28 protein-coding genes are annotated in these 23974 nt (G+C 68.0%); 21 read left to right on the forward strand and 7 right to left on the reverse strand.

Going from position 1 to position 23974, the window contains the following annotated elements:
* Positions 1 to 11 precede the first annotated feature (11 nt).
* From GGR89_RS16765 to GGR89_RS16780, 4 genes are all read left to right on the forward strand, one after another.
* Positions 12 to 434, forward strand: a complete 423-nt coding sequence (locus GGR89_RS16765) for a Fur family transcriptional regulator (protein ID WP_066724328.1) — start codon at positions 12 to 14, stop codon at positions 432 to 434.
* Positions 412 to 1305 (forward strand): lysophospholipid acyltransferase family protein, encoded by an 894-nt coding sequence (locus tag GGR89_RS16770; protein ID WP_125976074.1) that lies wholly within the window; start codon positions 412 to 414, stop codon positions 1303 to 1305. The genes GGR89_RS16765 and GGR89_RS16770 overlap by 23 nt, the downstream gene beginning before the upstream one ends.
* Positions 1306 to 1413: 108 nt before the next feature.
* Complete coding sequence (gene miaB / locus GGR89_RS16775) at positions 1414 to 2724, forward strand: tRNA (N6-isopentenyl adenosine(37)-C2)-methylthiotransferase MiaB (protein ID WP_125976071.1); 1311 nt, start codon at positions 1414 to 1416, stop codon at positions 2722 to 2724.
* Between the two features lie 378 nt (positions 2725 to 3102).
* Positions 3103 to 3486, forward strand: a complete 384-nt coding sequence (locus GGR89_RS16780) for an alginate export family protein (RefSeq protein ID WP_164521666.1) — start codon at positions 3103 to 3105, stop codon at positions 3484 to 3486.
* Between the two features lie 73 nt (positions 3487 to 3559).
* Here GGR89_RS16780 and GGR89_RS22385 read toward each other — a convergent pair whose 3' ends face one another.
* A complete protein-coding gene (locus GGR89_RS22385) occupies positions 3560 to 4168 on the reverse strand; it encodes a PEPxxWA-CTERM sorting domain-containing protein (RefSeq protein WP_241213116.1) in 609 nt (202 codons plus the stop codon).
* A 530-nt stretch (positions 4169 to 4698) separates the two neighbouring features.
* Between GGR89_RS22385 and GGR89_RS16790 the strand changes: the two genes are divergently transcribed.
* From GGR89_RS16790 to GGR89_RS16810, 5 genes are read left to right on the forward strand one after another with little or no spacing between them, the layout of a single operon-like run.
* Positions 4699 to 5703: a PhoH family protein gene (locus GGR89_RS16790; protein WP_125976067.1), complete on the forward strand. Its 1005-nt coding sequence runs from the start codon at positions 4699 to 4701 to the stop codon at positions 5701 to 5703.
* A gap of 51 nt (positions 5704 to 5754) precedes the next feature.
* Positions 5755 to 6006: a type II toxin-antitoxin system VapB family antitoxin gene (locus GGR89_RS16795; RefSeq protein WP_125976065.1), complete on the forward strand. Its 252-nt coding sequence runs from the start codon at positions 5755 to 5757 to the stop codon at positions 6004 to 6006.
* Complete coding sequence (locus GGR89_RS16800; protein ID WP_125976063.1) at positions 6003 to 6398, forward strand: type II toxin-antitoxin system VapC family toxin; 396 nt, start codon at positions 6003 to 6005, stop codon at positions 6396 to 6398. The genes GGR89_RS16795 and GGR89_RS16800 overlap by 4 nt, the downstream gene beginning before the upstream one ends.
* The gene (ybeY, locus tag GGR89_RS16805; protein ID WP_125976061.1) at positions 6398 to 6907 is read left to right on the forward strand and encodes an rRNA maturation RNase YbeY; all 510 of its coding nucleotides are present in this window, start codon (positions 6398 to 6400) and stop codon (positions 6905 to 6907) included. Before GGR89_RS16800 ends, ybeY begins: the two co-directional genes overlap by 1 nt.
* Positions 6908 to 6915: 8 nt before the next feature.
* Positions 6916 to 7827, forward strand: coding sequence for a hemolysin family protein (locus GGR89_RS16810; protein ID WP_125976059.1), 912 nt, complete (start codon positions 6916 to 6918; stop codon positions 7825 to 7827).
* A 9-nt stretch (positions 7828 to 7836) separates the two neighbouring features.
* On the opposite strand, the gene pgeF is transcribed toward GGR89_RS16810, so the two are convergent.
* From pgeF to lgt, 4 genes are read right to left on the reverse strand one after another with little or no spacing between them, the layout of a single operon-like run.
* Positions 7837 to 8604 carry a peptidoglycan editing factor PgeF gene (pgeF, locus tag GGR89_RS16815; protein ID WP_125976057.1) on the reverse strand — a complete coding sequence of 256 codons (768 nt, stop codon included), beginning with the start codon at positions 8602 to 8604 and terminating at the stop codon, positions 7837 to 7839.
* Entirely contained in the window at positions 8601 to 9104 is a 504-nt protein-coding gene (locus tag GGR89_RS16820; RefSeq protein WP_125976055.1) for a GNAT family N-acetyltransferase, read from the reverse strand. The genes pgeF and GGR89_RS16820 overlap by 4 nt, the downstream gene beginning before the upstream one ends.
* Positions 9101 to 10195: a class I SAM-dependent methyltransferase gene (locus tag GGR89_RS16825; protein ID WP_125976053.1), complete on the reverse strand. Its 1095-nt coding sequence runs from the start codon at positions 10193 to 10195 to the stop codon at positions 9101 to 9103. The genes GGR89_RS16820 and GGR89_RS16825 overlap by 4 nt, the downstream gene beginning before the upstream one ends.
* A gap of 10 nt (positions 10196 to 10205) precedes the next feature.
* Positions 10206 to 11087 carry a prolipoprotein diacylglyceryl transferase gene (gene lgt / locus GGR89_RS16830; protein WP_425338773.1) on the reverse strand — a complete coding sequence of 294 codons (882 nt, stop codon included), beginning with the start codon at positions 11085 to 11087 and terminating at the stop codon, positions 10206 to 10208.
* Positions 11088 to 11214: 127 nt separating this feature from the next.
* Between lgt and GGR89_RS16835 the strand changes: the two genes are divergently transcribed.
* The 4 genes from GGR89_RS16835 (at position 11215) to GGR89_RS16850 (ending at position 16410) form a co-directional block, all read left to right on the forward strand.
* Positions 11215 to 13458 (forward strand): xanthine dehydrogenase family protein molybdopterin-binding subunit, encoded by a 2244-nt coding sequence (locus GGR89_RS16835; protein ID WP_125976048.1) that lies wholly within the window; start codon positions 11215 to 11217, stop codon positions 13456 to 13458.
* Positions 13455 to 14462 carry a ferrochelatase gene (hemH, locus tag GGR89_RS16840; RefSeq protein ID WP_125976046.1) on the forward strand — a complete coding sequence of 336 codons (1008 nt, stop codon included), beginning with the start codon at positions 13455 to 13457 and terminating at the stop codon, positions 14460 to 14462. Before GGR89_RS16835 ends, hemH begins: the two co-directional genes overlap by 4 nt.
* 33 nt (positions 14463 to 14495) lie before the next feature.
* Entirely contained in the window at positions 14496 to 15218 is a 723-nt protein-coding gene (phbB, locus tag GGR89_RS16845; RefSeq protein WP_125976044.1) for an acetoacetyl-CoA reductase, read from the forward strand.
* Between the two features lie 196 nt (positions 15219 to 15414).
* The gene (locus GGR89_RS16850; protein WP_125976042.1) at positions 15415 to 16410 is read left to right on the forward strand and encodes an esterase-like activity of phytase family protein; all 996 of its coding nucleotides are present in this window, start codon (positions 15415 to 15417) and stop codon (positions 16408 to 16410) included.
* Between the two features lie 82 nt (positions 16411 to 16492).
* Here GGR89_RS16850 and rpmB read toward each other — a convergent pair whose 3' ends face one another.
* On the reverse strand, positions 16493 to 16792 hold the full coding sequence (rpmB, locus tag GGR89_RS16855) for a 50S ribosomal protein L28 (protein ID WP_093296900.1): 300 nt from the start codon (positions 16790 to 16792) through the stop codon (positions 16493 to 16495).
* A 147-nt stretch (positions 16793 to 16939) separates the two neighbouring features.
* Between rpmB and GGR89_RS16860 the strand changes: the two genes are divergently transcribed.
* From GGR89_RS16860 to GGR89_RS16895, 8 genes are all read left to right on the forward strand, one after another.
* Entirely contained in the window at positions 16940 to 17191 is a 252-nt protein-coding gene (locus tag GGR89_RS16860) for a hypothetical protein (protein ID WP_125976040.1), read from the forward strand.
* Positions 17188 to 17370: a YqaE/Pmp3 family membrane protein gene (locus tag GGR89_RS16865; RefSeq protein ID WP_125976038.1), complete on the forward strand. Its 183-nt coding sequence runs from the start codon at positions 17188 to 17190 to the stop codon at positions 17368 to 17370. The genes GGR89_RS16860 and GGR89_RS16865 overlap by 4 nt, the downstream gene beginning before the upstream one ends.
* Positions 17371 to 17434: 64 nt before the next feature.
* Positions 17435 to 17863 carry a nucleoside deaminase gene (locus GGR89_RS16870; protein ID WP_125976035.1) on the forward strand — a complete coding sequence of 143 codons (429 nt, stop codon included), beginning with the start codon at positions 17435 to 17437 and terminating at the stop codon, positions 17861 to 17863.
* 69 nt (positions 17864 to 17932) lie between these two features.
* Positions 17933 to 19234, forward strand: coding sequence for a hemolysin family protein (locus GGR89_RS16875; protein WP_125976033.1), 1302 nt, complete (start codon positions 17933 to 17935; stop codon positions 19232 to 19234).
* Positions 19235 to 19433: 199 nt separating this feature from the next.
* On the forward strand, positions 19434 to 19772 hold the full coding sequence (gene yajC, locus GGR89_RS16880) for a preprotein translocase subunit YajC (RefSeq protein ID WP_125976031.1): 339 nt from the start codon (positions 19434 to 19436) through the stop codon (positions 19770 to 19772).
* Positions 19772 to 21358, forward strand: coding sequence for a protein translocase subunit SecD (gene secD, locus GGR89_RS16885; RefSeq protein WP_125976029.1), 1587 nt, complete (start codon positions 19772 to 19774; stop codon positions 21356 to 21358). The genes yajC and secD overlap by 1 nt, the downstream gene beginning before the upstream one ends.
* A 12-nt stretch (positions 21359 to 21370) precedes the next feature.
* Positions 21371 to 22342, forward strand: coding sequence for a protein translocase subunit SecF (gene secF / locus GGR89_RS16890; protein WP_125976027.1), 972 nt, complete (start codon positions 21371 to 21373; stop codon positions 22340 to 22342).
* A 1-nt stretch (position 22343) separates the two neighbouring features.
* The gene (locus tag GGR89_RS16895) at positions 22344 to 22715 is read left to right on the forward strand and encodes an Mth938-like domain-containing protein (RefSeq protein ID WP_126000621.1); all 372 of its coding nucleotides are present in this window, start codon (positions 22344 to 22346) and stop codon (positions 22713 to 22715) included.
* Here GGR89_RS16895 and GGR89_RS16900 read toward each other — a convergent pair.
* Positions 22700 to 23914, reverse strand: coding sequence for a hypothetical protein (locus tag GGR89_RS16900; protein WP_125976025.1), 1215 nt, complete (start codon positions 23912 to 23914; stop codon positions 22700 to 22702). The two genes, GGR89_RS16895 and GGR89_RS16900, sit on opposite strands and share 16 nt — an antisense overlap.
* Positions 23915 to 23974 lie beyond the last annotated feature (60 nt).

Genomic DNA, 23974 nt, shown 5'->3' on the forward strand with positions numbered 1-23974 from the left:
ACAGCGGTGTCATGGTTCGCAAGATTGATCTCGAAGCGCTCTGCCACGAAAAGGGGCTGCGCATCACCGAACAGCGCAAGGTGATCGCGCGCGTGCTTTCCGACGCCGATGACCATCCCGATGTGGAAAAGGTCTATGAGCGCGCTGCCGCGATCGATCCCGGCATCTCGATCGCCACCGTCTATCGCACGGTGCGGCTATTCGAGGAGGCGGGCATTCTCGACCGCCATGATTTCGGCGATGGTCGCGCGCGCTACGAGCCGGCGCCCGAGGCGCATCACGATCACCTGATCGACGTCGAGAGCGGCAAGGTGATCGAGTTCGTCGATCCCGAGCTCGAGCTGCTGCAGAAGCAGATCGCCGAGCGGCTCGGTTTCCGCCTCGTCGACCACCGCATGGAACTCTACGGGGTTGCACTCGAGCGCAAGAACTGAGCGCGCCCGGCGCCGCCGCGAGGAAGCGACCCAGGGACTGCCGACCCGGCTGACCGGGGCGGAGCAGGTGCGCCTGTGGTTCCGCATCGCGCGGCTGGTGCTGGCGCTGCTGGTGCATGTGCCGCTCCACTATCTCTTCCGGCTGGTGCGGCTGCCCTCGCCCTGGCCGCGGCTGTTCCTGGGCAGCGCGGCCCGGATCGCCGGCGCCAAGGTGAAGCGCGTCGGCACGCCGCTCAAGCGCGACGTGTTCTACGTTTCCAACCATCTCAGCTGGATCGACATTCTGGCGCTCGGCGGGGCGAGCGGCACCGCGTTCGTCGCCAAGGCGGAGATCGGCGCCTCGCCGCTGGTCGGCTGGCTCGCGAGCCTCAATCGCACGGTATATGTGAAGCGCGAGAACCGGATGGGTGTGGCCGAGCAGATCAACCAGCTGCGCGAGGCGCTGGCGGAGACCTGGGCGGTCACCATCTTCCCCGAGGGCACGACGACCGACGGCAAGTCGCTGCTGCCGTTCAAGACGCCGATGCTGCGCGTGCTCGAGCCGCCGCCGCCGGGGGTGATGGTGCAGCCGGTGATGCTCGATTACGGCACGGCGGGCGAGGACATTGCCTGGATCGGCCAGGAGCGGGGCCTCAACAACGCCAAGCGCGTGCTGGCGCGCAAGCGGCGCTTCCGGCTGCGCGTGCATTTCCTCGAACCCTTCGACCCGCGCGACTTCCCCGGCCGCAAGGCGATCGCGGCGGAGAGCCGGCGGCGGATCGAGGCGGCGATGGTGCGCACGCTGGGCCATCCGCTGCGACCGTTCCGCTTTGCCGAGGACCCGATCGGGTACAAGACGCTGGCGCAGGGTGCATCCGAACCTTCCGTATAAACCGTCATACCGGCGCAAGCCGGGATGACGGGTGGGGTGCGGGTGCCCTTCGCAAACAAGCGCAAGGCCTGTTTTCTGCCGTCATTTCCGCGTATAGGCGCGCCGATCATGACCACCCCCAAGACCTATCACGTCAAGTCGTACGGCTGCCAGATGAACGTCTATGACGGCGAGCGCATGGGCGAGCTGATGGCCGCCCAGGGCCTTGTCGCCGCCGAGGCGGACCAGGCCGATCTCGTCGTCCTCAACACCTGCCATATCCGCGAGAAGGCGACCGAGAAGGTCTATTCGGAGATCGGCCGCTTGAAGCTGCGCGAGGCGGGCAAGCCGATGATCGCGGTGGCCGGCTGCGTCGCCCAGGCCGAGGGCGAGGAGATCGCCCGCCGCGCGAAGGTGGACGTGGTGGTAGGTCCCCAGGCCTATCACAATCTGCCGGAGCTGGTGGACAAGGCCGCCAAGGGCCAGCTCGGCCTCGACACCGACATGCCGATCGCCAGCAAGTTCGGCAAGCTGCCCGCGCGTCGCAAGGTGGGGGCGAGCGCGTTCCTCACCGTGCAGGAAGGCTGCGACAAGTTCTGCACTTATTGCGTGGTGCCCTATACCCGCGGCGCCGAAGTCAGCCGGCCCTATGCGGCGATCGTCGACGAGGCCAAGGCGCTGGTCGATGCCGGCGCGCGCGAGATCACGCTGCTCGGCCAGAACGTCAACGCCTGGGGGGACGACGACGGTCGCGGGCTGCACGACCTGATCGTGGCACTCGACCGGATCGAGGGGCTGGCGCGGATCCGCTACACCACCAGCCATCCCAACGACATGGCCGAGGGGCTGATCGAGGCGCACGCCCATGTGGCCAAGCTGATGCCGTTCCTGCACCTGCCGGTGCAGGCGGGCAGCGACCGCATCCTCAAGGCGATGAACCGCAGCCACACGCGCGATTCCTACCTGCGCATCATCGAGCGCGTCCGTGCCGCGCGGCCGGACATCGCGCTGTCGGGCGACTTCATCGTCGCCTTCCCCGGCGAGACCGAGGCCGAGTTCGAAGAGACGCTGCAGCTGGTCGACGCGGTGCGCTATGCGCAGTGCTTCAGCTTCAAATACTCGCCGCGCCCGGGCACCCCGGCGGCCGACCTGGTCGACCAGTATCTGCCCGAAGCGGTGGCCGACGAGCGGCTCCAGCGGCTCCAGGCGGCGCTCGGCCGCCATTCGCAGGCGTTCAACGAGGCCAGCGTGGGCAAGCGCTGCGCGGTGCTGATCGAGCGGGTGGGGCGCCGCCCCGGGCAGATGATCGGCAAGTCGCCCTGGCTGCAGTCGGTCCATCTGGAGACGTCCGCCAGGATCGGGGACCTGATCGAGGTGGAGTTGGTCAGCGCCGGGCCCAATTCGCTCGCCGGTCGGGAACTGGCGCCAGTTTCCGCGTGACTGGAGGCGCGCCGCGCGCATCGAAGCGCTCCGCCGCCAAGCGGCCGGTGAGCGTCGTCGGCGCGCTTTGGGAGGGACAGCCGTGCCCATACCGGCAACCGCGGCTCGCCGGTGACGACGGGCGAGGTCAACGCGCTGGAGCCGGTGCAGGCCTATGTGCAGCTCGACCTCGGCGCGGCGCTAGAGCATTTTCAAGTTGACCGTGTACGGTCAACGACTCGGAAAATGCGGCAAACAAACATCTAGAGCGTCTTCACCCATGGTGAAAACGCTCTAGGGCCCGGATCGAAGCTTCGGCTGCGGGCTGGCCGCTTCCTGCGCAACCTCGACTCGCTGCTGTCGAACGCGTCGGCGATCGATCGAGAAGGCGCGGCGCTGGTGCTGTGGGGCGGGCTGATCAGTTGCGCGCGGACGATCGGCCCTGCGCTTGTCGAGACGCGCTACCTCCATCTCGGCGAGCACGACACCCCTGGCCGTCCGACGCGCGATCGCTCGCTCGATACCGCCGCCATCCGCTTCGCGCGCGATCCGCTGCCGGCCAGGCTCGACTATGAAGTCGAAGCGATCGGCCAGACCGGGTCGCAATCGGTGAGCCTGGTGGCGGCGGCGGGGCGCCAGCCGGTGCGCGCCTGGTTCGTCCATGGGCGGGTGGGCTACCGGCTGAGCAAGGCGGTGCGGCTGGAGGCCGATGCGGTACTGCTCGCCAAGGGGCGCTTCCTGCGCGATGCCCCGAACGCGCAGCCGGGGCGCTGGACCTGGTAGGGGTCGCTCAACCTGCTGATGAACCTGCAGCCGAGGCCGGACACGACATCGTCGCCCCGGCCCAGGCGGATTTTCAGGCCAGTGCCGCGCGACGCTTGCGGCGGGTGCGGATTGCGCCGCCTGCGATGCCGAAGCCGCCGATCAGCATGGCCCAGCTTGCCGGCTCCGGCACCGCACCACCGGTGGCGCCGGTCAGGCGGATACCGAGATTCTGCTCGCGCAGGCGGCGCCAGTCACCCTCGCTGCCATGGAGGTAGGCGACCAGCGGGTTGGACACGCCGCCCGGCATATAGCTGGTGCGATGTTCGTCGGCGGCCGAGAAGACGACCCAGTAGGATCCCGCCTTCAGGTTCCACTTGAGCGAATCGGCACCCTGCCAGTCGACCAGGCCCCGGTTGACGAAGGTCGTGGAGAAGAGCTGCTTGGCGGGCACGAAATCGATTTCGCTGTAGATGCTGGCGGTGAGGCGCGCGCCTTCGTCACCGCCGATCCAGCCATAGATGCCGTCCACGGTCACGTCGTTCAGGAGCTCGAAATAGCCGGCGAGGCTGCGCGAGCCGGAGACATCCATCGCGCTGGCGGTGGTGGGGTTGCCTGCGCCCGTGTCGAGGATCGGCGCAGCCCGGGCGGCGCCGGTCATGGCGAGCATGGCGGCAGCGAACGCCGCTACAGCGAACTTCATCTTCTTTTCCTTTGCAACTAGACGTGGGGACGCTTGTACAAGCTGCGGGCATTGCGCTCGACGGCAGCGTTGGGGGAATGCGTCTCACCGGTGTGGGTGTGCGTCTCAGCGCTGTCCCACTTTGAGCGTTTCGTGCGAAAGCTATGCGAGCGACGAGCCGGCGTACAGCAGGAGCGCACATGCGAACGCGCCCCGAAGCAGATACTTCATGGAAGACCTTGGTTGTTACTGATGCGTGGCCGTGCAGATAGCGACGGCGTCGTGCATTTCCAACCCAAGGCTGGTTGCTGTCGTTCCCGTTTCGGCACGCGCGGGGCAGGGGAGGCGCCCGGGGGCGACGCGGCAGGGTGTCGCAACCGCGTCACATGCGCGCGGCATTGCACTGGCAACGCACACGCCCCCTGTGCAGCCGCGCCCGCGTCTGCCATCTTGTTCATCGACATGCGCCAAGGAACCTCCGCACGATGCCAAGGTTTGCCCCTCCGGGGCCGCGTGATCCCCGCGCCCCGCGCCAACACCGAAAGGACCGCATGAGCCGCAAGCCTGTCCCCGCCCAGTCCGGCGACCGTTCCCGGGTAGAGGTGACCTTCGACAAGCCCCAGCTCCTGCCGCAGCTCTTCGGAGAGTTCGATTCCAACCTGCTGATGCTCGAGGAGCGGCTGGGCGTGTACATCCACGCGCGCGGCCAGCGGGTCGTGATCGAAGGCGGCACCGAGGCCGTGGCGCATGCCCGCGAGGTGCTCCAGGAACTGCACAGCCGGGTGATCCGCGGCGAGGAAGTCGATGGCGGGCTGATCGACGCGGTGATTGCCATGTCAAGCGAACCGATGTTCACCGGCATCGTCCGCGCCGAGCCGACGAATGGCGGACCCAAGCCCTCGATTATGATCCGCACGCGCAAGAAGACGATCGTGCCGCGCTCGGTGACGCAGACGCATTACATGCGCGAGCTCGCCTCGAACGACCTGATATTCGCGCTCGGGCCGGCGGGTACCGGCAAGACCTATCTGGCGGTGGCGCAGGCCGTTGCGCAGCTGATCACCGGCAGCGTCCAGCGGCTGATCCTGTCGCGGCCCGCGGTGGAAGCGGGCGAGCGGCTGGGCTTCCTGCCGGGCGACATGAAGGAGAAGGTCGACCCCTATCTCCGCCCGATCTACGACGCGCTGTACGACTGCCTGCCGGCCGAGCAGGTGGAGCGGCGCATCGCTTCGGGCGAGATCGAGATCGCGCCGATCGCGTTCATGCGCGGCCGGACGCTTGCGGACGCGTTCGTCATCCTTGACGAGGCGCAGAACACCACGCCGATGCAGATGAAGATGTTCCTCACCCGCTTCGGCCAGAACAGCCGGATGGTGATCTGCGGCGACCCCAACCAGACCGACTTGCCCGGCGGGCCGAGCGCCTCCGGCCTCAACGACGCGGTCAACCGGCTGGAGGGCGTGGAAGGCATCTCGATGGTGCGCTTCGGCGTGGGCGACGTGGTGCGCCATCCGATCGTCGGCCGCATCGTCGCGGCCTATGAGGGGGAAGGTTGAAGGCGAGGATATCCCGTCCTACATTCGGGATATCCCTATCGGAGACGCGGCGTGGCATCGCTCTACATCAAGGACCCGGACACCGCGGCGCTCGCCGCCGAGGTCGCGGTCGCGCTCGGCACCACCAAGACCGAGGCGGTGCGCGACAGCCTGTTGCGGCGCAAGGCGGAGCTCGAGGCCAAGGGCCGCGCGCAGGACGTGCTGCGCAAGCTCGACGCGCATCGCCGCGCCCACCCGCTCCCGCCGCCGACCGGGCTGCCCGCCGACAAGGCGTTTTTCGACGAGCTGTGGGGCGAGCCTTGACGCTGTTTGTCGATGCATCGGCGATGGTCGCGATCATCGCCGAGGAACCCGAGCGCGATCGGCTGGTGGTCGAGGCGGTCGAGGGCGCGCCGGCGATCTGGTCGGCGATGGCGGCCTGGGAAACCGTCGCCGCGCTCTCGCGTTCGCGCGAAATGGATATCAATGCGGCACGCCAGGAAGCGGCACTTTACGCCGATCAGCTCGGGCTGACGCTGGTGCCGATCGGCGCGCGTGAGCTGGACCTGGCGCTCGATGCCTATCAGCAGTTCGGCAAGGGGCGTCACCCCGCCGGACTCAACATGGGCGATTGCTTCGCCTATGCCTGCGCCAAATCGCAGGATGCGCGTCTGCTCTGCAAGGGCGACGATTTCTCCAAGACGGACCTCGCCTGATGCTTGACGTTGCCGCCCTCCTCGAATCGCCCTGGCCGGAAGGCGATTGGGACGCGCTCGCCCTGCGCGCCGCCGAGGCGGCGATCGCGCAGACGCCCTATGCCGAATGGCAGGGCTGGCCGATCTCGGTGGAAGTCGCGGTGCGCTTCACCAGCGACGACGAAGTCCATACGCTGAACCGCCAGTATCGGCACAAGGACAAGCCGACCAACGTGCTGTCCTTCCCGATGATCCAGCCCGATCTGCTCGATGCCGTAACCCAGAACAGCGATGATGGCGAAGTATTGCTGGGCGATATCGTGCTTGCGCACGGCGTCTGTTCGGTGGAAGCCGAGGAGCGTGGCATTGCCGTGGACGATCATGCCACGCATCTGATTGTCCATGGCATGCTGCATCTGCTAGGCTATGATCATATCGAGGATGGCGAGGCGGAAGCCATGGAGGCGATGGAACAGGCCGCCATGGCGGCGCTGAACCTGCACGATCCCTATCCCGTACGCGAGGACTAACCACCAACATGAACGAGGGCCCTAGTACCGGCTCGCCCGAACACCGACACGAAAATGGCGGCATCTGGCGCAGTTTGCGCGCACTCCTGTTCGGCGAGGAACAGGAAGAGACGCTGCGCGAGCGGCTGGAAGAAGCCATCGACGAGCATGGAAGCGACGGCAGCACCCCGCCCGCCGGCGACCTCGCCCCGATCGAGCGTCAGATGCTCAAGAACCTGCTGCATTTCGGCGAGCGCGATGCCGGCGACGTGGGCGTGCCCCGCGCGGACATCATCGCCGTCGAGGAGCAGACCAGCTTCGCCGATCTCGTCCAGCTCTTCGCCGAAGCCGGCCACAGCCGCCTGCCGGTCTATCGCGAGGAGCTCGATACGATCATCGGCATGGTCCATATCAAGGACGTGTTCGAGATCCTCGCCAAGGGCGAGGCGCATCCGCCGAGCATCGCCGGGCTGATCCGCCAGCCCCTCTATGTGCCGCAATCGATGGGCGCGCTCGATCTGCTCGCGCAGATGCGGGTGAAGCGGACTCACCTCGCCGTGGTGCTCGACGAATATTCGGGTACCGAGGGGCTGATCACGATCGAGGACCTGATCGAGGAAATCGTCGGCGAGATCGAGGACGAGCATGACGAGGCGCCCGCCGCGCTGATCGTGCCGATCGACGGCGGTGGCTGGGAAGCCGACGCCCGCGCCGAGCTGGAGGACGTCGCCGAGACGGTCGATCCGCGGCTGGCCGAGGTGGAGGAGGATGTCGACACGATCGGCGGCCTCGCCTTCGTGCTCGCCGGGCACGTGCCGGCGGTAGGCGAGTGCCTGGAGCATGAGAGCGGCTGGAAGCTCGAAGTGATCGACGCCGACCAGCGCAAGGTGAACCGCCTGCGGCTGCATCCCCCCGAAGTACGGGTGGAAGACGCGGCCTGAGCGCCGCGTCTACGCCGCCAGCCCGATCAGGCTGACCTGCCGGCCGTAATCGGGCTCGCCGCGATGCGTGGCGCGGCGGAAGCTGAAGAAGCGGGCCTCGTTCGCATAGGTATCGAGGCCCAGCGCCTCGATCGTCCGCAGGCCGGCCAGTGCCAGCCGGTGTACGACATAGGCTTCCAGATCGAACTGGAAATGCTCGGGGCGGCCGTCGGCGAAGAAGCGTTCGTTGGCCGGGTCCTGCTCGCAAAAGCGCTGGAAGAAGCCGGCATCGACCTCATAGCTGGCCCGGGCGATGCACGGGCCGACTGCGGCAGCGATCCGCTCGCGGCGGGCGCCGAGCGCTTCCATCGCGGCGATCGTCGAATCGGTGACGCCGCCGATCGCGCCCTTCCACCCGGCATGCGCGGCCGCGACCACGCCGGCCTCGCCATCAGCGAACAGCACCGGCGCGCAGTCGGCGGTGAGGATGCCGAGCACCAGCCCCGGCTGATTGGTGATCAGCGCGTCGGCCTTGGGGCGCAGCGCCTCGTCGAATGGGGCGAGTACGGTCACCGCATCGGCCGAATGCACCTGGTAGACGGTGACCAGCTTCGCGCCGGGCAACACCGCCTTGACCGCGCGGCCGCGATTCTCAGCGATCGCCGCCGGACCGTCGTGCGAGCCGGTGCCGACGTTGAGCCCCGCCACCATGCCGGTCGAGACGCCGCCGATGCGGCCGAGAAAACCGTGCGGCACGCCGTCCAGCGCGCGGGCGCGGGTGACTTCGACGTCGCTCACAGTGCCAGCCGCATCAGCCGATCCTCATCGGCATGGTTGCCCACCAGGAAGGCATAGGGTCCGCGATCCTCGAAGCCGTAGCGCTGGTAGAAGCGCTTGGCGCGGTGGTTGTCGATATAGACGGAAAGCCAGAGCTCGGACGCACCCCGCGCGCGGGCGGTGGCGAGCGCCCAGTCCATCAGCGCCTGCGCCGCGCCGCTGCCCTTGGCGCGATCGAGCAGATAGAGCTGGCGGAGTTCCAGCGCGGGGCCCTGCGGTTCGGCGGGCAGGCTGATCGGCCCCAGCTTGCAATAGCCCGCGAGGCCCTCCGCATCCTCGATCACCCGGAATGCGAAGGCGGGATCGGCCAATTCCGCCGCCCAGCCCTCGACGGTGAACTTGGCGAGGAAGCTGGCGAGATCCTCGGCGGCATAGAGATGGCCGAAGGTCGCCTGGAAGCTGGTCCGGAACAGCGCGTCGATCGCGGCGGCATCGGCGGGGGTGGCGTCGCGAAAGCTCATGCGAACCCCGCCGGCACCGGCCAGCCCGGTGCGGTGAGCGCGATCACCTTGAACAGCGAGCCCATCTGGTCGTCGGCGACCAGCCGGTTGCGATCGGCGGCGATGGTGTCGCCGCGCTCCGGTGCGGTGCGGGCAAGCGCGCGGGCGCGCTCGTCGATGCCGAGTGCCTTGAGGAAATCGCCCTGCGTCACCGGCCCATGGACGGTCAGCCCTTCGGCCTCGGCGGCCTCCTTGAGCGTGCCGAAATCGACATGCGCGGTCAGGTCCGCCTCGCCGGGCGCGTCGAACGGATTGGCGAAGGCATGGCCGCGCACTGCCTGCAGCGTGTCGCCGATCGCGGGCCCCTCATAGCCATAGTCGATGATCAGCGCGGCGCCGCCCTGGGCCAGCAGCCGCTGCGCCAGCGCGCGGAGCAGTGACACGCTGGCGGGCGATGTCTCGAGGATCGCGCCTGGGGCGGCGTCGCGAAGCGCTTGCGGGATTACCGGGTCGAAGCCGCGATCGCCGGTGACCGGCAGGAACAGCGTATCCTGGCACGCGACCAGGCGCTCGCGCCAGCCCTGCGCGGTATGGACCAGCTGGCGGATCGGCAGCGCGTCGAAGAATTCGTTGGCGACGACCAGCAGCGGCGCGTCCTCGGGCAGCCCGACCAGGTCGAGATGCCATTCGGCGTGCGGCACGCGTTCCTTCTGCGCGGCGCGCAGTACCGGGCTTGTCTCCAGGAAGTCCACCGGCGGCGTGAACCCGGCCTTGCCCATCGCGCGCAGCGCATCGCTCGCCAGCGTGCCGCGGCCTGGGCCGAACTCGACATAGCGGGCCGCGTCCGGCCGGCCGGCGCGGTCCCACAAATCGGCCAGCCACAGCCCGATCAGCTCGCCGAACATCTGGCTGATTTCGGGCGCCGTGGTGAAGTCGCCGCGCGCGCCCAGCGGATCGCGGGTGGCGTAATAATGCGCGTTGGCAGCCCCCATGAACTGCGAGAGCGGGATCGGCCCGGCGAGCGTGATCGCCCGCGCCAGCCGTTCGGGCAGGGCGGGCTCGGCGGCATTGTCGCGGCGTTCTTCGGGCGGGGCGTCGAGCGGGTTGGTCATGGCGGTCAGGTCAGGCGACGCTCGGCCCGGTGATCGCCTCGATCCGCTTGCGGCGGCCCGGCGCGGTGGCGATGAGGAACAGGCCGCCCGCGATCATCGGCAGGCACAGCCACTGGCCCATGTGCAGGCCGGTGAGGTTGACCAGCCAGACCAGCTGGCGATCGGGCTCGCGGAAGAACTCCACGAAAAAGCGGCACATGCCGTAGCCGAGCAGGAAGATCCCGGCGAGCTTGCCCGGCTGGTATCGCGCATCGGTACGCCAGAAGAAGAACCACAGCACCGCGAACAGCAGCAGGCCTTCCAGCCCCGCCTCGTAGAGCTGGCTCGGGTGGCGGGCCGGCTCGGGGATACCGGCGGGTACGGTACCGCGAAAGACGATCGCCCAGGGTACGTCGCCGGGCTTCCCCCACAGCTCGCCGTTCACGAAATTGGCGAGACGGCCGAAGAACAGCCCGAAGGGTGCGCAGCACACCACATAATCATGCACGCGCAGCCAGTTGAGCTTGTTCTGCCAGGACAGCCAGATAATCGCCAGCGAAGTGCCGATCACGCCGCCATGGAAGCTCATGCCGCCTTCCCACAGCATCAGGATCTGCAGCGGGTTACGGAGCATCTCGGGCGCGTAGAACAGCACATAGCCGATGCGGCCGCCGAGGATGATGCCGAGCGTCGCGTAGAACACCAGATCGTCGGCATGGCGGCGGGCCATCGGCGCGCCGGGCTGGGCCAGCAGCTTCATCAGATACACCCAGCCGATCAGGATGCCGGTGATATACGCGAGCGAATACCATTTGATCTGGAAGAAACCCAGATTGATCGCCACCGGATCGAGGTGGAGATCGGTGAAATGCAGATGTCCGCCGGCAGCGGCAAGCAGAGTGGGCAGCACGATAATCCCCGGCGTGAGAAGCGACTTTGCCCCGCGATAGAGCCAAAACGCCGCAAACCCAAGGGGGAGCGATCAGGCTGATCGAAAGCCCATGCTGGCGTGGGGCCTCGGTGCGCGATAGAGCCGGGGCATGGCTGGCAATACTCCACCCCGCATCAGGCTCGATCGGCGCAGGCTGTTGATCGGCGGCGGCGCGGGACTGGGCCTGGTGGTCGCCTGGGGGCTGTGGCCGCGCAGCTATGCGCCGAACCTCAGCGCCGGGCCGGGCGAGAGCCTGTTCGGTGCCTGGCTCAAGATCGGCAAGGACGGGCAGGTGCGCGTCGCGGTGCCGCAGGCGGAGATGGGGCAGGGCGTCTATACCGCGCTTCCACAGATCCTCGCCGATGAACTGGGCGCGGACTGGAAGCTGGTCGGTGTCGAGCCCGCGCCGCTCAACCCGCTTTATGCCAATCCGCTGGCGGCGCAGACGCTGTTCTCCGCCGCGCTGGGCGGCCTGCCCGAAAAGGTGCAGCGCAGCCATGCCGCGCGTGCGGACCTGATGCTCACCGCCGCCTCCACCTCGGTGCGCGCCTTCGAGGAGGATCTGCGCCAAGCGGGTGCGGCGGCACGGGTGCTGCTGTGCAAGGCGGCGGCGCGGAGTTGGGGCGTCGACTGGCAGTCTTGCGGCACCGCCGGCAGCACGGTGATCCATGGCAACCAGCGGCTCGGCTTCGGCGACCTCGCCGAAGCGGCCGCGCAGGAAAAGGCGCCGGCGCAGCTTCCCTTGCGCGGCGGCGAGGCAGGGCGGCTGCTCGGCCAACCGCTGCCGCGGCTCGATGCGCCGGCCAAGCTCGACGGCAGCGCGAATTTCGCCGCCGATGTGCGCCTGCCGAACATGGTATTTGCCGCGATCCGCCAGGGGCCGGTGGGCGAGACCGAACTGGTGCATGTCGACCGCGAGGCGGCGAACCGGGTGCGCGGCATGCTGTCGATCGTCACGACGAAGCAATGGGTGGCGACGGTGGCGAGCAACTGGTGGGCGGCCGAGCGCGCGCTCCAGGCGCTGCGGCCGCGCTTCCGCAATCCCGCGGCGGTGGTCAACGACGACAGCATCGACGCGGCGCTGGATGCCGCGCTGGAAGGCGAGGGTGCCCGCATCGAGGCGAAGGGGGATCTTGCCGCCGAGTTCCGTGGGGCCAAGGTGGTGACCGCGGACTATCGCGTCGGCCTCGCCCCGCATGCGCCGCTGGAGCCGATGACCTGCACCGCGGACTATGCGCATGGCCGGCTGTCGCTCTGGCTGCCGACCCAGGCGCCGGGCCTCGCGCGCGCGGCGGCGGCCAAGGCGCTCGGCGTCGATCCGGCGCGGGTGACGGTGCATGCGATGCTCGGCGGCGGCTCGTTCGGCGAGAAACTGGAGGTCGATGCGGCAGTGCAGGCGGCGCTGATTTCCCACGCCGTGCAGCGCCCGGTGCAGCTCACCTGGCCGCGCGACGAGGATCTGCGGCGCGATCGCTTCCGCCCTGCCGCCGCGGCACGGCTCACCGCCAAGCTGGGACAAGGCGGCACCGTCTCCGCCTGGCTGGCCAAGATCGCCGCGCCCACCACCGGCCGCGAGCTTGCCGCGCGGCTGCTTGCCGGCGACACGGTCGCAGCAGCCGGGCTGGCGCTGCCCGGCAGGCAAGATCCCTCCGCCGTGGAGGGGGCGGTGCCCGCCTATGCCATCCCCAACCTCGCGGTGGATCACCACCCGGCCGAGATCGGCGTGCCGACCGGCTATTGGCGCTCGGGTGCGCATAGCTACACCTGTTTCTTCGCCGAGAGCTTCGTCGACGAGTTGGCGCATGTCGCCAATCGCGATCCGCTCTCGTTCCGCATGGCGATGCTCGGCAACCAGCCGAGGCTCGCCCGCTGCCTGCAGACCGCAGCGCAGCTCGGCGGCTGGCAGGGCGGCGAGCCGGGGAGCGGGCAGGGGATCGCGGCGCACGCCTTTCGCGGCTCCTACATCGCCGTGATGGCCGAGGCGCATCTGACGCCGCAGCGCGAGATCGTCGTCGAGCGTCTGGTCGCGGCGGTCGATTGCGGGCGGGTAGTGAATCCCGATCTCGTCCGCCAGCAGATCGAGGGCGGGCTGTTGTTCGGCCTGGCTGCCGCGCTGGGGGCGTCGACCACGTTCAGCGAGAACATCGCCGACGTGCAGACGCTCGCCGATCTCAACCTGCCGACGTTGGCGAGCACGCCCGACATTACGGTGGAAATCCTGCCGAGCGGATCGGATCCGGGCGGGGTGAGCGAGCTCGCCGTGCCGCCGACCGCACCCGCCATCGCCAACGCGTTACAAACCGCCACCGGCACGCGATTCCGTCGCCTGCCCCTGCTATCGGACGCCGAATGACCCTGCCCGCAGACCATCCGAAGATCCCGCCCGCCCGTATCGGCGTGCTGCTGGTCAATCTCGGCACCCCCGACGCGCCCGATCCCGGCGCGGTGAAGCGCTATCTGGGTGAGTTCCTCTCGGATCGCCGGGTGGTCGAGATTCCGCCTTTGCTCTGGCAGCCGATCCTGCGCGGGATCATCCTGCGGACGCGGCCGAAGAAATCGGCGCATGCCTATGCCCAAGTGTGGCGCGAGGACGGCTCGCCGCTCGCCGCAATCACCAAGGCGCAGGCGCGCGGGCTGGACGGCGCGTTCGGGGCGAGCGTGACGGTGCTGCACGCGATGCGCTACGGCAAGCCTTCGGTCGGCGAGCAGATTGCCGCGCTCAAGGCGCAGGGTTGCGAGCGCGTCCTGGTCGCACCACTCTACCCGCAATATTGCGCGGCGACGACGGCGACCGCCAACGACGTCGCCTTTGCCGCGCTGATGGCGATGCGCTGGCAGCCGGCGCTGCGCACGCTGCCGCCCTATTATGACGACCCCGCCTATATCGCGGCGCTCAAGACCAGCGTCGAGGAAGGGCTGGCGGGGCTCGACTTCGAGCCGGACGCGGTGATCGCCAGCTTCCACGGCATGCCCCAGCGGACGCTCGAGCTGGGCGATCCCTATCACTGCCATTGCCGCAAGACCGGGCGCCTGCTTGGCGAAGCATTGGGGCGCGAGCTGATCGTCACCTTCCAGTCGCGCTTCGGCCGCGCCAAGTGGCTGGAGCCCGCGACCGACACGACGCTGGAGGCGCTACCCGCCAAGGGTATTCGACGCGTCGCCATCGTGGCGCCAGGTTTCTCGGCGGACTGCCTGGAAACGCTGGAGGAACTCGCGATCCGCGGTCGCGAGTCCTTCCTTGAATCCGGCGGCACGGATTTCGCATATTTGCCTTGTCTCAATGATAGCGCGACGGGCATGGAGTTGCTGCGACAGATCATCGGGCGCGAACTTGCCGGCTGGGTGAACCCCGCCTAGCCAATTCTTGGGTTTGATTGGAGAGGAATGCACATGGCACGTGTAGCGGTCGTAACCGGCGGCACCCGCGGTATTGGCGAGGCGATCAGCCTGGCGCTCAAGGAGGCCGGCATCACCGTCGCCGCCAACTATGCCGGTAATGACGAGAAGGCCGCCGCCTTCACCGAACGCACCGGTATCAAGGCGTACAAGTGGGACGTGGGCGATTTCGACGCCTGTGCCGCCGGTGTGGCACAGGTCGAGGCTGAGCTGGGCCCGGTCGACATCGTCGTCAACAATGCCGGCATCACCCGCGACGGCACCATCCTGAAGATGACGCGCGACATGTGGGAAGACGTGATCCGCATCAATCTGGGCGGCTGCTTCAACATGGCGCACGCCGTGTTCCCGGGCATGCGCACCCGCAAGTGGGGCCGCATCGTCAATATCGGTTCGATCAACGGCCAGGCGGGCCAGTACGGCCAGGTCAACTATGCCGCCGCCAAGTCCGGCATCCACGGCTTCACCAAGGCGCTGGCGCAGGAAGGTGCGCGATTCGGCGTGACCGTCAACGCCATCGCCCCGGGCTATATCGATACCGACATGGTCGCGGCGGTGCCGACGGACGTGCTGGAGAAGATCGTGGCCAAGATCCCGGTCGGTCGGCTGGGCCAGGCGCACGAGATCGCGCGCGCGGTGGCTTTCCTCTGCGCGGAGGAGGGCGGCTTCGTCACTGGATCAACGCTGTCGATCAACGGCGGGCAGCACATGTACTGAACGAACAAGGGGGCCGGCGCCTTGCGGTGCCGACCCCCAACGTCTCTCGATACGCTACGCGAGAGCAACTGTACGCGTACAACCCGTTCTGGATAGAGCGGTTCCCTTGAGCGAACGCTGAACGACTTGGTTATTCGCCGTTCATCTTCGCACCTGCAGCACTGGCGGGCGGCGCGGCAGCCGCTAAGAGGGGCGGATGCGCTTCCGGCTCCGCTTCCTCGCTTATCCGCCGCTGGCGCTGTCGATCCTGTTCCTCACTGCATCGGGCAAGGAATTGCGAACGCCGCTGGGCGCCGACCCGGTGATGCACGCGGCGCGCGTGCCCCTGGTGCCGGGCGACCCGGCGCGGCAGCGAATCGGGCGCCTGCGCTATCTGGGTGGGGTGCGGCTCAGCAGCCCGGACCTGGGTTTCTCCGGCTATTCCGCACTGAATGTGGTGGGCGACCGGTTCACCCTGCTCAGTGATCGCGGCAATCTGGTCCGGTTCCGCATGGGAGCGGACTGGCGGCCGTTTGAGATTCGATTCGCCGACCTTCCCGGCGGCCCCGGCACCAGCGCCTTCAAGGGCGACCGCGACTCGGAGTCGCTCGCGCGCGATCCGGTTACCGGAGAATGCTGGGTCGGCTTCGAATCGCACAACGCGATCTTCCGATTCGATCGCGATTTTCGTGTCACGCAGGGCAAGGCCTATCCGCGAGCGATGAAGCGCTGGCCGCAAAATGGCGGCGCCGAATCGATGGTGCGCCTCGCCGACGGTCGGTTTCTGGTGATCGGCGAGACCGCGCGACCGCGCGGCGGCTCGGTCGATCAGCGCGAGATCTTGCTGTTTCCCGGCGATCCCACCATCGGCAATCCGCAGCCGATCCATTTCGCCTATGTGCCGCCCGACGGCTATGATCCGAGCGACGCGGCGGTGCTGCCCGACGGACGGCTGCTGGTGCTGGTGCGGCGATTCGCGCTGGACACGCTGTTCACCGTGAAGATCGAACTCGTCGATATCCGGGGCGTCAGGGCCGGGCAGGTGCTGCACGGGACCGAGCTCGCCGGCTTTTCCCCGCCGTTCCAGCACGACAATTTCGAAGGGCTGGCGGTGCAGCGCGAGGGCGATTCGCTGGTGCTGTGGATGATCTCGGATGACAATGAGCAATGGTGGCAGCAGACGCTGCTGCTCAAGTTTCGGCTGGACCTCTAGGCCCGGCTTTCCCAGGCGCCAGACACGGCAAAACCCGCCACTGCCGTGCAGTAGCGGGCCAAACCGTTGATCTGAAGAGAGATCAGGCCGCTTCGGCGGTGCCGGCGGTCGCCTTGCGCACTTCGCGCTTCAGGCGACGGGCGCGCAGCGACAGATCGTCGTCGCTGCTCTTCAGGAGCCAGTTGTCCAGGCCGCCGACATGCTCGACCGAACGCAGGCCGTGCGTCGAGACGCGGAGACGGATGCTCTTGCCGAGCGAATCCGAGATCAGCGTCACGTTCTGCAGGTTGGGCAGAAAGGTGCGCTTGGTCTTGTTGTTGGCGTGGGAAACATTGTGTCCCACCTGCCGGCCCTTGCCGGTCAGCTCGCAAATGCGCGACATCGCTTCAAATCCTGAGTTGGGCGGTAAGCCGGAAAGGCCGCGCTGTTAGCGTCGATGCGCGTCGCAGTCAACCGATTCACGGCGGAATGCGCGCAACCTGCTCGCCACCGGGGCGTTGGGCAGGTGAAACGATAGGAGGAGATTGGGATGCGCGCAATCCTGGGGCTGCTGGGAATTCTGGTGCTGGTCGCTGTGGTGCTGATCGCGCTGGGCTTTCTCAATGTCGATGTGCGCGGCGGCAAGCTGCCCACGGTCGCGGCGGAGACGGGCAAGGTCTCGGTCGGCGAATCGAACAGCACGGTGCGCGTGCCCACCGTCGAGATGAAGGACAAGCAGGTAAAGCTGCCGACCATCGACGTACAGAAGGCGCCGGAGCCGACGGCGGCGTCGGCAAAGTGACCCCGTCCGCAAGCCGAATCGCGGCCGCGGCATTGCTGCCGCCGTTCGGCGTCTATCTGGAGGAGGGCGCCGGCCGCCCTTTCCAGATCGCCTGCGCGCTGACCGTGCTCGGCTTCCTGCCGGGGGCGGGCTACGCACTTTGGCGGCTGTTCCGCCGTCCGGAGCCCGCCGCCGCCTGAGCAGGGCGTGACCGGGCGGCGTGCGGTCGCTAAGCCGGGCGCGATGTTCCCTCTGCCCCCTCCCATGCGTGCCGCGCTCGCCGCCGCCCAGGCCGCGGCCGAGCAGGGCGAGGTGCCCGTTGGGGCCGCGATCGTGCGGCAGGGCACGGTGATCGCCACCGCGGCCAACGCCCCGCGCGCGCTCCACGATCCCACCGCCCATGCCGAGATGCTGGCGATTCGCGCGGCGGCGGCGCTGCTCGGCCGCGATCGGCTGGAGGATTGCGACCTGTGGGTCACGCTCGAGCCCTGCGCGATGTGCGCGGGCGCCATCGCCCATGCGCGAATCGCCCGGCTCTATTACGGGGCCAGCGATCCCAAGGGCGGTGCGGTCGAACACGGCCCTCGCTTGTTCGGCCAGCCGACCTGCCATCATCGCCCGGAGGTCTATCCCGGCATCGGCGAGGCCGAGGCCGGCGCGGTGCTGCGCGCCTTCTTTCGCGCCCGCCGCTGAGCCCATTCGGCTTTTGCACCGCAAAAGGTTGTGAAGGGGGCGCCGGTGGGGATATGAGGGCGGTGCACCATGAGCGCACCTTTTCCCTGGATCGACGTAGCGATCATCTTCGTGCTGATCGCGATCAACGGCATTTTCTCCATGTCTGAGCTGGCGATCGTCTCCGCCCGCCCGGCGCGGCTGGAGGCGCTGGCCCGGCTCGGCAACCGCGGCGCCAAGACCGCGATCGAGCTCGCCGAGGATCCCGGCAAGTTCCTCTCCACCGTCCAGATCGGCATCACGCTGATCGGGATCGTCTCGGGTGCCTATTCTGGCGCCAGCCTGGGCGAGCCGGTGGGGCAGCGCATCGAGGCACTCGGTATTTCCGCGGGGCTGGCGCACACGCTGGGGATCACGCTGGTCATCGGTCTCACGACCTACGGCTCGCTGGTGGTTGGCGAACTGGTGCCCAAGCAGTTCGCGCTGCGCTCACCCGAGCCGATCGCTGCCGCAATGGCGCTGCCGATGCGTTGGCTCTCCTGGGGTACCGCGCCGATCGTGTGGCTGCTCGATTCGTCGACCGGGCTCGTGTTCCGCCTGCTCGGCCTCAAGCGCGAATCGGAGAATCGGGTCACCGCCGAGGAACTGCACCTGATCGTGGCCGAGGCCAGCAAGTCGGGCGTGATCGAGGAGCATGAGCGCTCGATCATCTCGGGCGTGGTCCGCCTCGCCGACCGCCCGGTGCGCGAGGTGATGACGCCGCGCACCCAGGTCGACTGGCTCGACGTCGGTCTCGACGGTGCCGGCATTCGCGAGGAACTGCTCGCCACCCCGCACACCCGCCTGCCGGTGGCGGAAGGCTCGATCGATGCAGTGATCGGCGTCGTCCAGGCGCGCGACATCGCCGCCGCGCTGTTCCGCGGCGAGCCGCTCGACCTGCGCAAGCTGATGCGCAAGGCTCCCGTGCTGCCCGATCAGGTCGATGCGATGGACGCGCTCACCGCGCTGCGCCACGCCGAGGTGCCGATGGGGCTGGTGCATGACGAATACGGCCATTTCGAAGGCATCGTCACGCCCGCCAACCTGCTCGCGGCGATCGCCGGCGAGTTCGCCTCGGACGCCGAGCCGGGCGACAACCCCAACATCGTCGAGCGCGAGGACGGCTCGCTGCTCGTCGCCGGCGCGACCCCGGCGGACCAGCTGGCCGAGCGGCTCGGCATCGATCTGCCCGAGGACCGCGACTATGCGACCGTCGCCGGCCTGGCGCTGGCGGTGTTCAAGCATCTCCCGGTGGAGGGCGAGGTGTTCGAGCAGCAGGGCTGGCGGTTCGAGATCGTCGACCTGGACGGCCGCAAGATCGACAAGCTGCTGGTGAGCCGTGAGGGCGCCTAGGCGCTCCCCTGAACGACAGCGTCTCCACACCCCGGGTGGGGGTGGAAACGCTCTCCCCCGATGGAGCGTGGACAATATCGTCCAGTTTCGGAAATCTCCCCTCCGCCCCTTATAGTTGCGCCCCACCCCGGCGCATGGTAGCGCCCGCGGCTTGAATGGGGCCATTCCGCGTCCCTAACTTCAGGCTTTTCGGGAACCCATGTTCGCCACTCCAGCATATGCACAGGCCGCAGGCGCGGCTGGTCAGGGTAGCACTCTGGCCGGGATCGCGTCGGTAGCGCCGCTCGTCCTGATCTTCGTCGTCTTCTACTTCCTGATGATCCGTCCGCAGCAGAAGCGGATGAAGGCGCTGCAGAACGCGGTGAATTCGGTGAAGAAGAACGACACCGTGATCACCGCCGGCGGCCTGATCGGCAAGGTCACCAAGGTCGACGAGACCGAGGTCGAGATCGAGCTCGGCCCCAATGTGAAGGTGCGCGCGATCAAGTCGACGCTCGCCGAAGTGCGCCCGCACGGCGCCAAGCCCGCGAACGACTGATGCTGGATTTCCCGCGCTGGAAGGTCTGGTCGATCACGCTTGGCCTGGCCCTGATGGTACTGCTCGCGGTGCCGAGCCTGGTGCCGGAGAGCCTCCGCAACACCTGGCCGAGCTGGGTGCCCAAGCCCGCCGTCAACCTCGGCCTCGATCTCGCAGGCGGTTCGTACCTGCTCCTCGAGGGCGACACGAGCGACGTGCAGCAGACCAAGCTCGAGCAGATGCGCGAGCAGGTGCGGCTGGCGATGCGCCGCGATCCGCGCGTGGACATCGGCGACATCTCGATCGCCGGCGGCAAGCTCAGCTTCATGGTCCGCGATCCCGGCAAGGTGGATGCGGCGCGCGAAAAGCTGCTGCCGATGACCAACGGTGTCGGCACCACCGGTCAGCGCGACTGGGAAATCCAGGTCGTCGATTCGACCCGCTTCGTGCTGACCCCCACCCAGGCGGGTCTGGCGCAGCAGATCGAAACCGCGATGAACGACGCGCGCGAGGTGGTCGACAAGCGCATCAACGCGCTCGGCACCCGCGAGCCGACCGTGATCCGCGAAGGCAGCAACCGCATCGTCGTGCAGGTCCCCGGCCTGCAGGATCCCAGCCAGCTCAAGGCGCTGCTCGGCAAGACTGCCAAGCTCGAATTCAAGCTGGTCGACACCAGCGTGACGCCGCAGCAGATCGCCAGCGGGGATATCCCCGTCACTTCGCAGCTGCTCCAGTATGAGAATGGCGCGCCGATCGTGGTCAACCGTACCGCGATGATCACCGGCGACATGCTGGTCGATGCCAAGCAGAGCTACGACCAGCAGGGCCGTCCCGACGTGACGCTCCAGCTCGACGGCGCGGGCGCCAAGCGCTTCGCGCGGGTGACGACCGAGAACACCCAGAAGCCGTTCGCGATCATCGTCGACAACAAGGTGATCTCGGCGCCGAACATCAACGAGCCGATCCTCGGCGGCAGCGCCTCGATCTCGGGCGGCTTCACCGTGGACAGCGCCAACGAACTCGCCATCGCGCTGCGTTCGGGCAAGCTGCCGATCAACCTGAAGGTCGTGCAGGAATCGACCGTCAGCCCCGAGCTCGGCAACGATTCGATCCGCGCCGGCGTCACCGCATCGGTGATCGCGATCGTCGCCGTCGTGGTGTTCATGGTGCTGACCTATGGCCGCTTCGGCGTCTACGCAAACATCGCCGTGACGCTGAACGTGCTGGTGATCCTGGCGGTGATGGGCATGCTCAGCGCGACGCTGACGCTGCCCGGCATCGCCGGCTTCGTGCTGACCATCGGCACCGCGGTCGACGCCAACGTGCTGATCAACGAGCGTATCCGCGAGGAACGCCGCCGCGGCCGCAGCGTGATGCAGGCAGTGGAGCTCGGCTATAAGGAAGCCAGCCGCACCATCTTCGAGGCCAACGTCACCCACGCGATCGCCGGCGCGATCATGCTGGTGCTCGGTTCGGGCCCGATCCGCGGTTTCGCGGTGGTGCTGCTGATCGGCATCGCCAGCTCCGTCTTCACCGCCGTGGTGTTCACGCGCATGCTCGTCACGCTCTGGCTGCGCCGCAAGCGCCCGAGCGAGATCCATATTTAAGGAAGCGCCGACATGCGGCTCCTCAAGATCGTACCCGACAACACCAATATCGGCTTCGTCCGCATCCGGTTCATCGCGTTCGCGATTACCGCGCTGCTGACCGTCGCCGCGATCGGTATGGTTGCGGTGCACGGCCTCAATTTTGGCGTCGACTTCGTCGGCGGCGTGTCGATCGAGGAAAAGTTCACCTCGGCCCCGCCGCTCGACGAACTGCGTTCGACGGTGAACGAGCTCGGCTATGGCGAGGCGGTCCTTCAGGACATGGGCGGCAAGAACGTCGTCACCATCCGCCTGCCGGTGCCCAAGTCGAACGATGCGGGCGCGACCAACGCGATGGTCGAGCGGGTGAAGGGCGCGGTGGCGGCCAAGTTCCCCGGCGCCACCTTCTCGACATACTCCACCGTGTCGGGCAAGGTTTCGGGCGAGCTGATCCGCAACGGCGTGCTCGCCGTGGCACTGGCGATCATCGGCATCGCGATCTTCTCCTGGCTGCGCTACGAATGGCAGTTCGGCGTGTCCACCGCGGTCGCGATCCTGCACGACGTGCTGATGACGCTCGGCTTCTTCGCGGTGACCGGCATGGTGTTCGACCTGAACATCGTCGCCGCCGTGCTGACGATCATCGGCTATTCGATCAACGACAAGATGGTGATCGACGACCGCATTCGCGAGAACATGCGCAAGTACCGCAAGATGGGGATGAGCGAGCTGATCGACCTGTCGGTCAACGAGACGCTGCCGCGTACCGTGATGACCTCGCTCACCATCCTGCTGGCGCTGGCCTCGCTGCTGGTGTTCGGCGGGCATGTGCTGCGCGGCTTCACCGCGGCAATGATGCTCGGTATCGTGGTCGGCACCTATTCGTCGATCTACGTCTCGTCCTCGCTGCTGATCACGCTTGGCCTCAAGCCCGGCGTGAAGCCCGAAAAGGCCGACTCGATCGCCGACAATGCCGAGCGCGTGGCGCCGCGCGAGCGGCCGTAACGTGAAGATCGAGCGGCGCAGCGCCGAAGGGCCGCTGATCTCGGGCTTTTCGGGCGGCGGCTTTCGGGTCGACGAGAATGTCTATCACGGGCTGATCATCACGCCCCAGCGCGCCGACGGATGGTCGCCGCCCGCGGTGGCCGAGCTGACCGAGGCGGATCTCGAACCCGCCTTCGCGCTGGATCCGCAGCCGGAATTCCTGCTGCTCGGCACCGGCGCGACACTGGTGCGGCCGCCGCTCAGCCTGGTGAAGGCGCTGGAGAAGCGCGGCATCGGCATCGAGGCGATGGACAGCCGCGCAGCCGCCCGCGCCTGGGGCGTGCTCCGCGCCGAGCTGCGCTGGGTGGCGGGCGCGCTCTACCCGCTCGCCTGAGCTTCCTCCGCGAACAGCGTGGGCAGGGTGCGCTCCAGCCGCGCCAGCGCGGCCTCCCAGCGCTCCGGATCAAACGGACGGGCGAGGCGGGCGAGCAGATCGTCCTCGGGCGCGAGCGGATCGACGCCATCGTTCAGCAGATATTGCGCGAACCATAGCCGCGCCGACTCGGGATCCGGCCGGCGCGCAGTGCCGGCGATGACATCGGCGACGAACGGCTCCAGCGCTGCATAGGCGTTCAGCCAGCCGCCACTGTCGAAGCGCGAATGGCGGTGCATCGGCACGCCGAAGAACGCCGCCAGCGCAAAGGTCTTCGAGTCGCCGACCAGCATGCCGTCGGCGTGGCGCGCCATCGCGAGCGTGGCGGGGTGCATGCCGATCCGCGGGGGGAGCAGCACGACATTGTCGCAGTCGCCGACCGCTTCGATCAGCGGGGCGGCGTCGACATGCGCGTCGTTGAGCGGGTGGTTGGTCACCGCCAGCGTGCAGCGGTCGCCCAGCTGGGCGGCGAGTTCGCGGACCAGCGCGGCATTGGGCTTGGTGGCCAGCCGGTGCATCGCGAGGAAATTATCCTCGGTCTCGCATTCGAGCGGCAGCAGCAGCAGCGGGCGATCCTCGGGGATGCCCAGCCGCGCGAACAATGTGGCGCGCTCTTCCGGTGCGGGCGCCAGGCTATGTTGGAGTCGTTCCCAGGCGGGGGCCAGCATCGTTCGCAGGCGATCGGCTGCGACGGGGGGCATCTCCGCGAGCAGGCCATGGTCGTGCGGCCGCTCGGTGAGCAGGATCCAGCGCGGCGGCGGTGCAAAGGGCTCGTACCGCCCTTCCATCAGCAGGCGGACGATTCCGGGGAAGTGTCGTACGGTCTCGTGATCGGCGGTGCGGCAGAGCACCAGGTCGGGGCCAAGATCGCGGACGAAGCCGATCAGCCCCTCGGCATCCTCGGGCGTGGTGCGGGTGCTGGGATGGTCGGGGCCGTCCATGATGTACCAGCGCAGGTCCGGCAGATCGGCGCAGCGGGCGAGTTCCTCCGGCCCGATACCGGTGCCGCGCCAAGGCGCGGGGGCGAGGACATGGATCTCATGGCGCTCCGCGAGGCGGCGGAGCATCGGCTCGACGATGTGGACGAACCACCAGTTGGTCACCATCGGCAGGTAGAAGAGGATCCGCTGGCGCTGCTCGGGGTGCGGGAGGGGCGGCAAGGGAACTCCGTCGGCGGGGGGACCTGCCTTGCTTATAGGCCCTTGCGGCCGTGGAGGACA

The sequence above is a fragment of the Sphingomonas trueperi genome (assembly GCF_011927635.1).
Classification (GTDB): Bacteria; Pseudomonadota; Alphaproteobacteria; order Sphingomonadales; family Sphingomonadaceae; genus Sphingomonas; species Sphingomonas trueperi.